Genomic DNA, 13,242 nt, shown 5'->3' with positions numbered 1-13,242 from the left:
AGTGTAAAATTAATTTTGGCGGACACCCATGTTAAAAATAAAAATTAAATAATATTTAAATATTTGAAGCTCCAAATGAGGTATAATTATATGAAAATACGTTTTGCAACAACTGATGATATTAAAAAGATGCATCAAATATATTCTTATTATATTATTAATACAGCCGTATTGTTTACAGATATTATTCCTAATCTAAAAGAATTTGATGATTATATAAATAAGATTAAGGAGGATTATCCTGTTTTAGTTGCTGAAATTGATAATAAATTAGTTGGTTATACATATGCAAAAAGAATTTATAATTCTAAAGCATATGATTATACTGTTGAATCGAGCATATATTTAGATGTAAATCATGTGAATAAAGGTATTGGTAGTGTTTTATATTCTAAATTAGAAGAGATTCTAATAATACAAAATGTAATATCCATTAATGCTTATATTAGTATTAATAAAAAAGATGATGAATTTTTAGATAATAAATCTAAAAATTTCCATAAAAAACAAGGTTTTGAAGAGGTTTCATACCTTGAAAATTGGGGTTACAAATTCAATAAATGGTATGATTGTATTTGGACTAGGAAATATATTAATCCTGTTTGCAAACCACCTAAAAAATTTAAAAGCATAAAAGAAGTTGAAGTTTTAATAATTTTTTAACTATATCCTTACTAAAATTTTAGTTTTAATCTTTTGAAAACTATATTTCATCACTTAACAAGAAATCAATAATATTCACATGTTTGATCCCATCATGGGACATGTCAAATTCATCCATACTTAAAACATATTTATCATAATTATCTGGAACTTTAAGTAATGGTGTGAATTCTCGTTCAATTGTTTCTTCAGAGTCTAACAGATAACTAACTTGTATGTAAACTTTTTTATCATGTTTTTGGCATAAAAAATCTATTTCTTTTTTATTTAACTTACCTATTTTAACATCATAATCTCGTCGAATTAACTCATTAAAAACTATATTTTCTAAGATTCTAGGAATCCATTTATTATTGTTATCAATTAATGCATGATGAAATCCAATATCTGTAAGATAATATTTTTCTTCGACTTTTAATATTTTTTTTCCAAGAATATCCTGTCGTCTAACCCTCTTACAAAATAATGCATCTTCTAAATAATTTGTAAAATTTAATATCGTATTTCTGGTTGTTTTTCTATTCTCATTTTTTAGATAATTGGTTATACTTGTTTTAGAAAATGTTTGGCCTGTTGAATTCATTAAGTAATGTGTAAAACGTTTAAATAAATCTACATCTTTAATAGTATACCTTGATAATACATCATGAATAATTATTGAATCATAAATATCTCTTAATGCATTTATTTTATTGTTTTCATCAGTTATACTTTGTAAACCGGGCATTCCACCATATTGAATATATTCTTTAAATAGATTTTTTTTAATTTCATGAGTTAATTCCATATTAAAGTATTCTTTTTTGTACTGTAATATTTCTTTAAACGAAAACGGATATAAATTAATTTTAATGTACCTACCAGAGAGTAATGTTGCTAATTCAGAGGATAATAACTTTGAATTAGAACCGGTAATGTAAATATCTGAATCAAAATCTACTCTATATGCGTTAATAGATTTCTCCCAACCCTGAACTTGTTGTATTTCATCAAAAAGAAGATAAATTTTTCCATCAAGATTTTTTGTTAAGTCAAGAATAATTTCATCTAATTGTTCTGAAGTAAATATATTTTTATATTTAATTGATTCAAATGAAATATATATTATATTTTCTTTGTTTACATTATTTTCTTCTAATTCTTCTATTATACTTTTTAAAAATGATGTTTTACCACATCTGTGCATACCAATTATAACCTTTACAAAATCCGTATCAAATAAAGACCTAATTTGTTTTAAGTATAACTCTCTTTTAATCATTTATATCAACCATGAAAAATACTAATCCTAAAATATAATATATTAATACAAATATTTAATGCTTTCTAAAGAAATCAAAGTATAAAAAAAATATGTAAATGATTTATGTAGAAATCATATAATAAAAAAAATATGTAAGTGATTCCTATAAAATCATATTGACAATATACACTAGAGGATATTTACACATTAAAAATCTAAAAAAAAAGAGAAAAAAAATAATACATATTATATATTCAATATTTCTTTATACATTTCTTTAAGTTCTTTTTTATGTTTTTCGGAGTAATATTCGTTTTCTTCATCATTTTTTATTGCAAAGAGTATTAATTCATAGAATATTTTATTCATTGATCTTCCTTTTTGTGTTAAGTAGTACTCAGTATTATTTGAATCTTCTTCATCTTTTTCTTTAGTTATTAGACCATTGTTTTCCATGTTTTTAAGACACCTTGCTAATGATTTATTATCTAATGTTTTCCTATTCTCTTTGAACTCATTGAAATGTTTCTTTCCTAAGAAAAGATCCCTTAATATGTGTAATGTCCACTTATTTGATAAATATTTACTTACTTCTTCTACAGGGTTTCTTTCATATTTTCTTTCAAAATATTCAAGTCGTTCTGGTTCTAAAGTCATAGTTATTAATATGTTTCTTTTTGTTAAAAACTTTAAATAAAGTGGCATTAATGTCACATTATAGTTATATAATAATATTCATCATAATAATTAGTAAAACTTAATTCTAAGATATTAAGTTTTTATAATTTAGAACCTGAAATCATAGCCCTTGATGGAACAGGATTTACCAACGAACAAGGAGACAATATATTACAGAAAAAGAGCAAACAAAAAGAGAATCAGCTACACAAAAAAACCATATTTCCATAGAAACAAAATATCAATTAATATTATACGGACAATCAGTTAAAGGACCAAAACACGATATCATCACTTGGAATCTCATCATCTAAACAACCATAATACCATTTGCTCTGTTTCAAATCCACAACTTTTACTTCCATATATAAATACCAGATTATTTTTAATTTCCTATATAAATATATATAATTACTAGTATTTAAATGTTATGCTATAATAATTATTATAATCATAAAATAAAATTAAATATAAAATATTTTAAAAAAATAAGTGATTTTATCAAAGAAAAAATTGAATTTTAAAAAAAAGTATTACTCAAAAAATAGGAAAAATCTTTTTTGCCAACACTCGCTATGAATAACGATAAAGCCCAGTCCCGGATAAGCAGGACAATACCAATCCAATCATAGTTTGCCTATGAGATAATTATAGCGTTCCAACTGTTCGTCAAGCTCTTTATAATTTGAAAATTCCTTTTTGATTATCTCAAAGAAGGCATCGTTATGATCCAGTACAATCAGATGAGCCAATTCATGATAAACGACATATGCCACCAAATAATCAGGAAGATATGCAAGTAACTTCGACAGGGTTATGTTGGATCTGATACTGCAACTTCCCCACTTAGTGGTCATGTCCCTATACTGTAGACGATTTACCCGTACATCCAACTGCCTTGAATACTTTTCTATATATCCGGCACATAATGTTCTTAACTGGTTTTCAGTCCTGTTTAATAAAGAAATATCCCTGCATTCATCATCCAGTTTAGCCATATATTCCTCATTTTTTACCAACTGTTTATATAACCATTTTTCTTTCATTTTAAGTGCATTGTTAACAGTATCCTTATAACTTTTTGGTAAGACAAGCCGTAATCTATCCTCATATAATTCATAATGAATATACTTGACTTTTTTATATTCAACTGCAAACTTTAGTGTTTTATCCCTTATTTTATATATTCCCCCATCATAATCATCATCATACAATTTACTTAAAGGATACTCATATTCAACCAGATTCCTGTAAATCCAATCCTCTTTTTCAAGAATATATCCCCTTATGCTTCCAGTACATGATGTAGGTATGATTAGGTGTAACTTGTTTGCATTTAATTCATATCTCAAGTATTTTACATCCCTATACACGTAGGTGTATTCAACCAGTTTATCTTTAATATTTATTTCTGACATAATTTTCTTTAATTTATATTTCAAATCATGAGTATACATGCATACCCTTTTTTTAAGAAAGTTTATAGTTCAAATTACATGAATAATGAAAATACAATGAATGTTATTATCAGGTAACTTAATGAAAGAATGAAAGAGTATGTGTAGATTTTCCAATTCTTATTTTCACTTCTTGTAATATATGTATATACCATTAGCACTAAAAAAAGAAACATGTTCAATTCAAAAAACAATAGATTTGCCCCGAGTAGCGTTAAATCTCTGCTAAATAACAGCATAAATAGTGGCAATACAAATATCACCGCTAAAACAATCATATAACTTAACAGATATCTCTTTGTTTTTTTTGATGCTAATATACCAACATTTTTATTTTCTGACATAAATTCCTTTTTATCATTCATCAATATACTACTTTTTTATTTTTTGCTCAAAATTAATACTTACAAATTTTTGCCTGAAGAATATGTCTTCCAAAGATGCCCACTAAAACAACTAAAAAAATAATAATCTAAAAAGAGATATATTATAAATAATATAAAAGAATTTTTAGTAATGATTTTTTTAAAGGGAATTAATATGACACAAATAGAAGTTGATGTATTGGTTATAGGAGCAGGTCCTGCCGGTTCTATGGCTGCAAGAGAATCCAGCAAAAATGGTGCTGAAACATTAATTATTGATAAGAAAGCAGAGATAGGTACACCTAAGCGTTGTGCTGAGGGCATTATGAGTGGTGTTCTTGAAAGGATGGACATTCACGTCGATAAAAGATGCATTGCAAGGGATATTGATGGAGCACGTATCGTCTCTCCAGACAACACCAGTGCATGGTTTACCTCGGAAACCTTGGAAACACCCGCCACCGGTATCGTGCTTGAACGTAAGGTATTTGACAAACATCTTACCATGGATGCAATAAGGGAAGGTGCGAAGGTCATGCTTAGATGTGAAGCGACATCCATGAAAAAGGTTGATGATGGATTTATTGTAGATGTTAAAAGTCAACTGGATGAGGTTGACAGAATCAAAGCAAAAATTGTCATTGCGGCCGACGGACCGGAGGGCCGTGTAGCCAGTTGGGGCGGACTTGACACCAAAGTATCCTTGGCTGAGATGGAATCAGGTGCCCAGTATGAGATGACAAACTTAAAAATGGAAAACAGTAGGGTTATTCAGTTTTACTTTGGCAACATAGCCCCCGGAGGTTATGCATGGATTTTCCCAAAGGGCCATGACATAGCAAATGTGGGAATTGACATATCCAACGTTAAGACCGACAAGACCGCACTTGAATGCTTGGATGAATTTGTAGCAAGCTGTGATGAAACCAAAAATGCCCAGGCCGTGGAATTGAATGTAGGAGGAAATCCATACTGTGGCGTATTTGACAAGATAATCTCAGATAACCTGTTGCTTGTCGGAGATGCAGCCGGATGTGTAAGTCCAATTACCGGAGGAGGTATTGACACGGCACTTGAAAGTGGTATGATTGCAGGACGTGTTGCTGCCAGATGCGTTAAGGAGAATGATTGCAGCCAATCCAATCTGAGCGAATACTCTGATTATATCGAAGAGCATATAGCCAAGAAGTTTAGAAAGTACATTAGCATAAGGGACTTCCTATATAACTTGGAAGATGATGATTTAAACGAGTACATTACGGCACTTGCCAATGCGGATATAAGTACATTATCCACCAAGTCATTGATTAAGGCTCTGCTTAAGGTTTCCCCTAGAAAATTATTAAAGTTAAGAAAACTACTCTAATCAAATCATTACCCCCTAAATATTTTTTTAAAAGAAAAAAGATTGTTAAAATGTTTTTTTTTACTGATTTAATCCATAATTTAATTCAGTATTTTATAAATAACCAGTACAAATATTATTACAAATGTCCACCATACCATGCCGGTCAGATTAAATCCATCTGCTATAAAAGATCCCAACAGGAATGATAAAAATGTTATTGCAAGCAGTACGCTGATACATATATCCACATAAATCATTGCTTCAACAAAATTAATATTATCACCACCCACATCCATTTATATGATTTTTTAAATTTTTAATCCTGTTAATATGGAACATATTTGTCAATATCCTCATCCTCTATTTTACACCTGCTTTCTGATTCTATAGTCTGTCCTAGAACTTGTATTAATATTAGTCCTCTTCTCAGACTAGCTATCTTATGGGAATAGTTGCTGATTCGTTCCAACTGTTCATCATTTATAACACGGTCCTTTAGGCCAGCATTGCATCGGTACTTTAATATTGAGTAGATTTCATCCTTCGTATAATCGTTGAATCGTATTTCATGACCCAAGAGTATACTTTGTGCATTTTTTTCCAGTGAATATTTGAATGTTTCATCATTTATTGTTATTATTAATGCTATGTTTAAGTGGTAGAATTCATTGGACCGGAATAGTTCATTGATAAGATTATTTGCATCGTTTTTGCTTAGATAGTTTATGTCATCTATTGCAAGTATGCATGATTGTTCCTCGAGCTTTTTCATTACTTCTTCCTGTATAAGTTCAGTGCTGAGTCCACGTCTTGCTTCCCTATCAAACAATACTCGGTATATCTGAAAGTAGCATTTGCGCAGAGTATCCTGTATGTTGCAGTTTATATAACATGTCTTTAAGTTGGTGTGTTCTTCAATTTCCCTTATTGCATGTTTTACGACTGTTGTTTTTCCTGTACTTGTATTTCCGATTAATATGGAATTTATTGCTTTGTTGTTATCCAGTAATGGTTTTATGTTTATCAGAACACTTTTTAGTTGTGCGTCCCTACATTGGATGATTTCGGGTATGTAATCAAGATTAAAGATTTCCTTGTTTTTGAATACCGTGAAATCGGAACTCATTACTTCATCAAATATGCTCATAGACTTTTTTCACTCCTTTTATTTTTTTTTTTAGATTTTGATTTTTCCATGTTATGATTTGTTCTTGGATAATATATAAAGAAAACCGGGTAATGATAAGTAATACTGGGGGAGGGGGTAGTGATAAGTATTCAAAAGTGAATTTTATTTCGTTATACATATGTTGCAAGTGAAGGGGGGAGGGGGTGGGGGAGCGTGTGAGTGTGGGAGAGTATATGGGAGTGTATGGGGCCTCAATTGCTTTATAAAGAATGTATAACATAGTATAATTGTAAAAAAATAAAAAACAGGAATGCTACAAAAAAATACGTAAACTTAGGTTTTTATGAAGTAATTAGAGGAATATTTATGAAATTTAAAAATAAAAAAACATTGAAAATAAACAGGGAAAACGACATAGAATCAATAATTGAAAACTTCCAACAATACGAAAAAAAGTATAACATCAAGATATGCGAACTTGATAAGGGAATTCAATATGAAGTAAAGAATATGAAAATAGCACAGACATACAAGTCAACAATTCTGGAAACGGACATCAACAATCTTACAAAAAAACTAAAGGACAAGGGAAAGATAAGCATAGTAATTATAGACAACATCCGCGACAAAGAAAAAAACCACATGATAGACAAAAAAATAAACAGGATAAACCGTCTTGATAATGTCAACACCCGAATTGTTGATGAAAACAATCGTTATGACATATTGGAAACGATAATAGAAGGAGGTTAAAATGTTTACAAACATCAAAAAGGTAAACAATAAATATGTTATCGAAAAGACAATATACGGACAGATAATCAACTATGGTAGCTATGATACAAAAGAGGATGCATTAAAACAGAAAAGATTACTGAGAAAATACGGGTGGATAAAAAACAAATCAACAGGCTACGATAAAAATGAACATTTTCCTCGATATTGCATTAGAGAAGACAATCATGGAAAGTACATTGTTAAAAATAGACAAACAGGAAAAACATTCGGTTCATACAAAAGTAAAAAATATGCAGGCATTATAAAAATGATACTGCCATTTTATGGAAATGACATCAACATAGAAATAATAGAAAAGAAGGCTGCAAAAGAATTCTACAAGTACATCAGCTATAATACCATACAAGGTTATTATAAGTTCACATACAACAATATGACAATTGTTACAAGCAGACTGCTGACAGAAGTGCTTGAAGAAAGGGATCTCTACCTGAAATACGGGATGGATGAGGAACTGATGTGTGAAACTACCGAGATATACAGATATGATGATGATAAGCTTCCACCCTTTTATCATCATGAAAACATAACATATGAAGACAAACTACAGAACAAGTATACCCTGAAAAAACAGATAAGGAGCAACAGACTGAAAATAGGTTCATATCAAACATATGACTTGGCATTACTGGTAAAGGAATACCTGACAAACAATAACTGGGAATTGAGTATTGTCAACTACATCATAGACATCACCCGAAAAATTCAAGACAGGGACAAGAACATAATTAAGAAAGGAAACGATTACTACATACAACATGTCATCAACAAGAAAAGACAATATTACGGATCATATAAAAATATCCATATCGCACGATATGTAAGAGACAAGCTGAATGAAAATAACTGGAATAGAGATGATGTGCTGAAATATAAAAAGGAATATGAATATCATCATAAAAGTCAATATTATTACGATACAACAGACATCTTCAAAGTAAATTAGATGAAAATAATTTTAAAACACTTCTATGAATAAAAAAATTATTAAAAAAAGAATGAAACATATTAAAAAAAGAATTTGGGAAAATAATATTAAGAATATACTTTAATATAAAGCAGTCCATATATAGTAATATCTTAAATACTATCAAAACTGATAAATTTATGGTAATTATTGGATTTAATTAAATAACACCCATGATAAAAACAATGAGATAATGCATAAATTAAGTTTAAGGACACTGAAATTGTATTTATTTTTAACAGCAACGAAGAATTTTAAATTATGCAAAAGGACAGACAATGACATATGATTAAATCCGATAAAATCAAACTTTCGGAGTTAATTAAGATGTATATTAAAGGAAATATTTTAAATGTTATAACAGATGAAATATATCCTGGAGAAATACAAATAGAAAAAGGCAGAATAATATCAATAAAAGAAGTTAACAAAGACTTTAATGATATTATCGTTCCAGGATTTATTGACGCACATGTTCACATTGAAAGTTCCATGCTAACTCCATCACGATTTGCCGAAATAGCATTACGTCATGGAACAACATCAGTTGTTTCTGATCCACATGAAATAGCAAATGTAATGGGAATGGATGGAATAGAATATATGATTAAGGATGCCAGATCATCCCCTCTTCATTATTATTTTACCGCACCGCCGTGTGTACCATCAACAAAATATGAAACAAACGGTGCCACCATAACCAGCTACGATATAGAAACCCTATTTAGAAAATATAATTTTGCAGCTTTGTCAGAAGTTATGGACTATGAATCAGTGATAAACAATGACAGGGAAATGATGGCGAAAATAAACGTTGCCAAGAAATATAAAAAGCCAATTGACGGTCATGCACCACTTCTTACCGGTAAAAAATTACAAAAATATATACTGGCTGGAATTACCACCGACCATGAATCAGTGACAAAACAGGAGGTTGAAGAAAAAAGACGCCTCGGTATGAAAATAATGATTCGTGAAGGTTCAGAGTCAAAGACTCTTGAAGAATTCATAAGAAGCAAGGGAGACTTTTTGGTAACGGATGATTTGAAAGCTGAAGATTTGATAAACGGACACATTAATGTTATTCTACGTAAAGCCGTGGATTTGGGTATGGATCCATTTGAAGCATTGAGAATGGTTACCATTAATCCTGCAGATTATTATAACATTAATGCCGGTTTTATAGGGCCGGGCAGAAATGCTGATTTGGTATTTATTGACAATCTATCAGAATTCAATGTTAAAAGAGTCATCATCAATGGAAATACCATCTTCAAGAAACAAAAACTATTATACCGGGCCAATCCCTACAAACTTCCTAGCGGCATGAACGTATCATTCAAAAGTGTTGATAACTTCAACCTTAAAGCAAACAATCCCGAATCAAAGAGTGCCACTGTAAACGTTATTGACATGTGGGACAATAAGATTGTAACGGGCAAGACAACAGCCAAACTGAATATTGAAAAAGGAAACATCATCCCCTCAGTGTTTAATGATGTTCTTAAAATCAGTGTTGTTGAAAGATATGGTGGAGATACTGTATTTAATGCATTTATCCGAGGATTTGGAATAAAAAATGGTGCCGTAGCATCAAGCATTGCACATGATTCCCATAACATAATGGTTGTGGGTACCGATAGCAAATACATGGCTGAAGCCACAAATACGGTTATTTCCAACAACGGAGGAATATCCGCAATATCAAACAAGGATAAGATTGACCTATCCCTACCTATAGCCGGACTTATGAGTGATAAGCCGGCACATGTTGTAGCCAAACAGTCACAGGACATTAATTCCTTTATCCATGAAATGGGATGTAACCTGAATAATCCTATCAGTACACTGTCATTCATGGCACTGCCCGTACTGCCATCCCTAAAAATAACTGATAAGGGATTGTTTGATGTTGAAAATAGTACATTTATTGATGTAATAATAAAAGAAGATTAATATTACTTCTTTATAACCCTTCTTTTTTTATAATATTTTTAATTAAATCCACCAATTACGAATAACCAGTCATACCAGCTACCGTAAATAATGTATTTATTAATATTTTTCCTTATTATTGTTTAATTCTTCTTTTATTAATGTTAATGAATCAATATGATCCTGATTTCCTTCCTTGATGATGAACTTCAGAGATTCATCCAGCTCTTTTTCAAATAAGTCCAATTGTTTACTGTTCATATAATTTATTCTGGATAACTTAACAAGCAACTCTATTATCTTATTGGTTGTACGGTTAATGACTGAAGGTGAATTATTAATCAATATCATATCGGTAATTTCAGCGGTTATTCTACATAGGGGAGTATCACCATATTTGTCCTCATGTATAATTGTCACATAATCCATGGCATTTGCATATAATGCACAGGAAGTTTTTTTAATTATTCCTTCATTATTATAATCCGAGGAATCTAGTTTATTCAATAATGCTTTTGTAAATACCAGGGGATTTGAAGACAACTGTATGATAAATGAGGGATTGTCTTTTATGTTTTCCAGGGTAGTGTTGGGATATAAATTCAGTATGACCTCATTATTTTTGAACAATACCCCAAATGGTTTGGTATTATATGAACCATCATTATTAGGTGTAGTCACCAATACTTCATAACGTGTGTTTTCCTCAATATTCAAGTTGTTAAACATTTTTTATCACCATCAGTTTAGAAATGGATTTGAGATTAATATCTTCACCATATACTCGTCATAACATAATATACTTTTCCACCTATAACACATATTTAAATAAAAAAAAATAACCATGCTAATTATTGATGTTACTAACTCCAATTAAAAGAATTAATATATCATTTGTTATCATAATATAATATATAGACAAAAGTAATATATAACAAATTATTAAATATTTTTCCAGTTTTAATTTTTTGTACATTATTTTATTACTTATTTTAAATAATTAAGGGACTTACTATGAGCATTGTTATTATTAATAATTTTGGACAGTACAATCACAGAATATCCAGGACCCTAAGTTACCTGGGTATCGAAAATAAATTAATATCAAACAGTACTAGTCTAGAGGACATAAAGAAATTAAATCCGGAAGGTATCATATTAGGTGGTGGGCCTTCCATTGAAAGGATAGGTAATTGTAAAGAAATTCTTGGAAATATTAACGTTCCTATTCTAGGTATTTGCTTGGGACATCAACTTATCGCCGATTACTTTGGCGGAGAAACCAAAAGTGCAGATGTTGAAAGTTATGCACAGATTGAAATCAATATCCTGAAAAATACAGGGCTATTTGAGGGCATTGACGATACCTTGAAGGTATGGGCTTCACATAAGGATGAAGTTGTAACATTACCTGAATCATTTGAGGTAATCGCAGATTCTGATAAATGTTCCATTGAAGCTATGAAACATAAGGATAAGGAAATTTATGGAATTCAATTCCATCCTGAAGTTCAACACACCCCACGTGGTGGAGAGATATTTGAAAACTTTTATAGGATATGTAAAGAATATCCGAAAAATTAATTTTAACCAAACTACAAATATCATATATAATGCATATGGCAATTATCGAAAATGATAATTAAATTTATTCGGATAATAAATAGGTTGTGTGATTAAATGATGATGGATACAGAAAAATTTATAGAAGAATCAATTCAAAACATTAAAGATGAAGTTAAAGATGAAAAAGTTATAATAGCATTATCTGGTGGAGTGGACAGTTCAGTTGCCAGTGCCCTTGCAAGTGAGGCCATTGGAAAACAGTTAGAAGCAATATTCGTGGATCACGGTCTTTTAAGAAAAGATGAGGCAAAGGAAGTTGAGGAGACATTTAAAGACAAATTAAACTTTAAACTCGTGGATGCTGCTGATGAATTTGTAGAAGCACTTGCTGGAATAACTGATCCTGAGAAAAAACGTGAAATCATTGGACATAAATTCATAGAAGTGTTTGAAAGGGAAGCTAAAAAGTCAGGTGCAAAATATCTGCTGCAGGGAACAATAGCTCCCGATTGGATTGAAAGTGAAGGAAACATAAAATCACACCATAACCTAACACTACCTGATGGATTAGTACTTGAAATAATTGAGCCACTACGTGAATTGTATAAAGATGAAGTAAGGGAAGTAGGTACACAGTTAGGTTTACCGGATAAGATTGTACACAGACAACCATTCCCTGGACCTGGACTGGCGGTACGTGTACTCGGTGAAGTTACCAAGGAAAAGTTGGATATCTGTAGAGAAGCCAATGCAATTTTAAATGAATTTGTTGAGAAGGAAGAACTTGACAAAGACTTATGGCAATACTTCGTAGTACTTACCAACAGTAAAGTAACCGGAGTTAAAGGTGATCAAAGAGACTTCGGATACCTCGTGGTTATAAGGATGGTACAGTCATTTGATGCAATGACAGCCAATGTACCTGACCTTCCATGGGAATTCCTGCATAACGTATCACAGGAAATAACTGCAAAAGTACCTCAGATAACACACGTATCCCTCTCTTTAAGTAATAAGCCACCTAGTACCATTGAATTTGAATAAATTCATTTTTTTTTACTTTTTTTATTTTAAAAGCATTTTTATTAAATTT

General features: G+C 30.6%; 13 protein-coding genes. 7 read left to right on the top strand and 6 right to left on the bottom strand.

The annotated features are described in order from the left end of the window. Positions 1-90 precede the first annotated feature (90 nt). On the top strand, positions 91-663 hold the full coding sequence (locus AW729_RS09200) for a GNAT family N-acetyltransferase (protein WP_162685883.1): 573 nt from the start codon (positions 91-93) through the stop codon (positions 661-663). A gap of 40 nt (positions 664-703) precedes the next feature. Here AW729_RS09200 and AW729_RS09195 read toward each other — a convergent pair whose 3' ends face one another. The 3 genes from AW729_RS09195 to AW729_RS09185 all read right to left on the bottom strand — a co-directional run bounded on the left by AW729_RS09195 (position 704) and on the right by AW729_RS09185 (position 4,002). Continuing rightward, a complete protein-coding gene (locus AW729_RS09195; protein WP_112124831.1) occupies positions 704-1,924 on the bottom strand; it encodes an ATP-binding protein in 1,221 nt (406 codons plus the stop codon). Between the two features lie 228 nt (positions 1,925-2,152). Further along, complete coding sequence (locus AW729_RS09190) at positions 2,153-2,611, bottom strand: helix-turn-helix domain-containing protein (RefSeq protein WP_112124830.1); 459 nt, start codon at positions 2,609-2,611, stop codon at positions 2,153-2,155. Positions 2,612-3,210: 599 nt separating this feature from the next. Continuing rightward, entirely contained in the window at positions 3,211-4,002 is a 792-nt protein-coding gene (locus AW729_RS09185) for a M48 family metallopeptidase (RefSeq protein WP_162685882.1), read from the bottom strand. A gap of 579 nt (positions 4,003-4,581) precedes the next feature. On the opposite strand from AW729_RS09185, the gene AW729_RS09175 reads away from it, so the two are divergent. Further along, positions 4,582-5,772 (top strand): NAD(P)/FAD-dependent oxidoreductase, encoded by a 1,191-nt coding sequence (locus tag AW729_RS09175; RefSeq protein WP_112124827.1) that lies wholly within the window; start codon positions 4,582-4,584, stop codon positions 5,770-5,772. Positions 5,773-5,852: 80 nt separating this feature from the next. Here AW729_RS09175 and AW729_RS09170 read toward each other — a convergent pair whose 3' ends face one another. Both AW729_RS09170 and AW729_RS09165 read right to left on the bottom strand, forming a co-directional pair. After that, the gene (locus AW729_RS09170) at positions 5,853-6,050 is read right to left on the bottom strand and encodes a hypothetical protein (RefSeq protein WP_112124826.1); all 198 of its coding nucleotides are present in this window, start codon (positions 6,048-6,050) and stop codon (positions 5,853-5,855) included. 29 nt (positions 6,051-6,079) lie between these two features. Next, positions 6,080-6,901 carry an AAA family ATPase gene (locus AW729_RS09165; protein WP_112124825.1) on the bottom strand — a complete coding sequence of 274 codons (822 nt, stop codon included), beginning with the start codon at positions 6,899-6,901 and terminating at the stop codon, positions 6,080-6,082. Between the two features lie 348 nt (positions 6,902-7,249). Between AW729_RS09165 and AW729_RS09160 the strand changes: the two genes are divergently transcribed. From AW729_RS09160 to ade, 3 genes are all read left to right on the top strand, one after another. Further along, the gene (locus tag AW729_RS09160) at positions 7,250-7,636 is read left to right on the top strand and encodes a hypothetical protein (protein ID WP_112124824.1); all 387 of its coding nucleotides are present in this window, start codon (positions 7,250-7,252) and stop codon (positions 7,634-7,636) included. A gap of 1 nt (position 7,637) precedes the next feature. Further along, complete coding sequence (locus AW729_RS09155; RefSeq protein WP_112124823.1) at positions 7,638-8,627, top strand: hypothetical protein; 990 nt, start codon at positions 7,638-7,640, stop codon at positions 8,625-8,627. A 348-nt stretch (positions 8,628-8,975) separates the two neighbouring features. Continuing rightward, positions 8,976-10,604, top strand: coding sequence for an adenine deaminase (ade, locus tag AW729_RS09150; RefSeq protein ID WP_112124822.1), 1,629 nt, complete (start codon positions 8,976-8,978; stop codon positions 10,602-10,604). A 99-nt stretch (positions 10,605-10,703) separates the two neighbouring features. Here ade and AW729_RS09145 read toward each other — a convergent pair whose 3' ends face one another. Further along, positions 10,704-11,312: a DUF447 domain-containing protein gene (locus AW729_RS09145; RefSeq protein WP_112124821.1), complete on the bottom strand. Its 609-nt coding sequence runs from the start codon at positions 11,310-11,312 to the stop codon at positions 10,704-10,706. Between the two features lie 285 nt (positions 11,313-11,597). Here AW729_RS09145 and AW729_RS09140 point away from each other — a divergent pair, with 285 nt between their 5' ends. Together AW729_RS09140 and guaA are read left to right on the top strand one after the other, a co-directional pair. Next, positions 11,598-12,167 (top strand): GMP synthase subunit A, encoded by a 570-nt coding sequence (locus AW729_RS09140; protein WP_112124820.1) that lies wholly within the window; start codon positions 11,598-11,600, stop codon positions 12,165-12,167. Between the two features lie 99 nt (positions 12,168-12,266). Further along, positions 12,267-13,193: a glutamine-hydrolyzing GMP synthase gene (gene guaA / locus AW729_RS09135; protein WP_112125278.1), complete on the top strand. Its 927-nt coding sequence runs from the start codon at positions 12,267-12,269 to the stop codon at positions 13,191-13,193. Positions 13,194-13,242: the final 49 nt, after the last annotated feature.

This window comes from Methanosphaera sp. BMS (assembly GCF_003268005.1).
Lineage (GTDB): Archaea > Methanobacteriota > Methanobacteria > Methanobacteriales > Methanobacteriaceae > Methanosphaera.
The sequence above is the reverse complement of the archived record's forward strand: the minus strand, read 5'-3'. Positions and strand labels throughout refer to the sequence as shown.

What these genes read in the sequence shown, in the direction of transcription:
- AW729_RS09200 (WP_162685883.1), top strand. Translation starts at nt 91, where the DNA reads ATGAAAATACGTTTTGCAACAACTGATGATATTAAAAAGATGCATCAA.
- AW729_RS09195 (WP_112124831.1), bottom strand. Translation starts at nt 1,924, where the DNA reads ATGATTAAAAGAGAGTTATACTTAAAACAAATTAGGTCTTTATTTGAT.
- AW729_RS09190 (WP_112124830.1), bottom strand. Translation starts at nt 2,611, where the DNA reads ATGCCACTTTATTTAAAGTTTTTAACAAAAAGAAACATATTAATAACT.
- AW729_RS09185 (WP_162685882.1), bottom strand. Translation starts at nt 4,002, where the DNA reads ATGTCAGAAATAAATATTAAAGATAAACTGGTTGAATACACCTACGTG.
- AW729_RS09175 (WP_112124827.1), top strand. Translation starts at nt 4,582, where the DNA reads ATGACACAAATAGAAGTTGATGTATTGGTTATAGGAGCAGGTCCTGCC.
- AW729_RS09170 (WP_112124826.1), bottom strand. Translation starts at nt 6,050, where the DNA reads ATGGATGTGGGTGGTGATAATATTAATTTTGTTGAAGCAATGATTTAT.
- AW729_RS09165 (WP_112124825.1), bottom strand. Translation starts at nt 6,901, where the DNA reads ATGAGCATATTTGATGAAGTAATGAGTTCCGATTTCACGGTATTCAAA.
- AW729_RS09160 (WP_112124824.1), top strand. Translation starts at nt 7,250, where the DNA reads ATGAAATTTAAAAATAAAAAAACATTGAAAATAAACAGGGAAAACGAC.
- AW729_RS09155 (WP_112124823.1), top strand. Translation starts at nt 7,638, where the DNA reads ATGTTTACAAACATCAAAAAGGTAAACAATAAATATGTTATCGAAAAG.
- ade (WP_112124822.1), top strand. Translation starts at nt 8,976, where the DNA reads ATGTATATTAAAGGAAATATTTTAAATGTTATAACAGATGAAATATAT.
- AW729_RS09145 (WP_112124821.1), bottom strand. Translation starts at nt 11,312, where the DNA reads ATGTTTAACAACTTGAATATTGAGGAAAACACACGTTATGAAGTATTG.
- AW729_RS09140 (WP_112124820.1), top strand. Translation starts at nt 11,598, where the DNA reads ATGAGCATTGTTATTATTAATAATTTTGGACAGTACAATCACAGAATA.
- guaA (WP_112125278.1), top strand. Translation starts at nt 12,267, where the DNA reads ATGATGGATACAGAAAAATTTATAGAAGAATCAATTCAAAACATTAAA.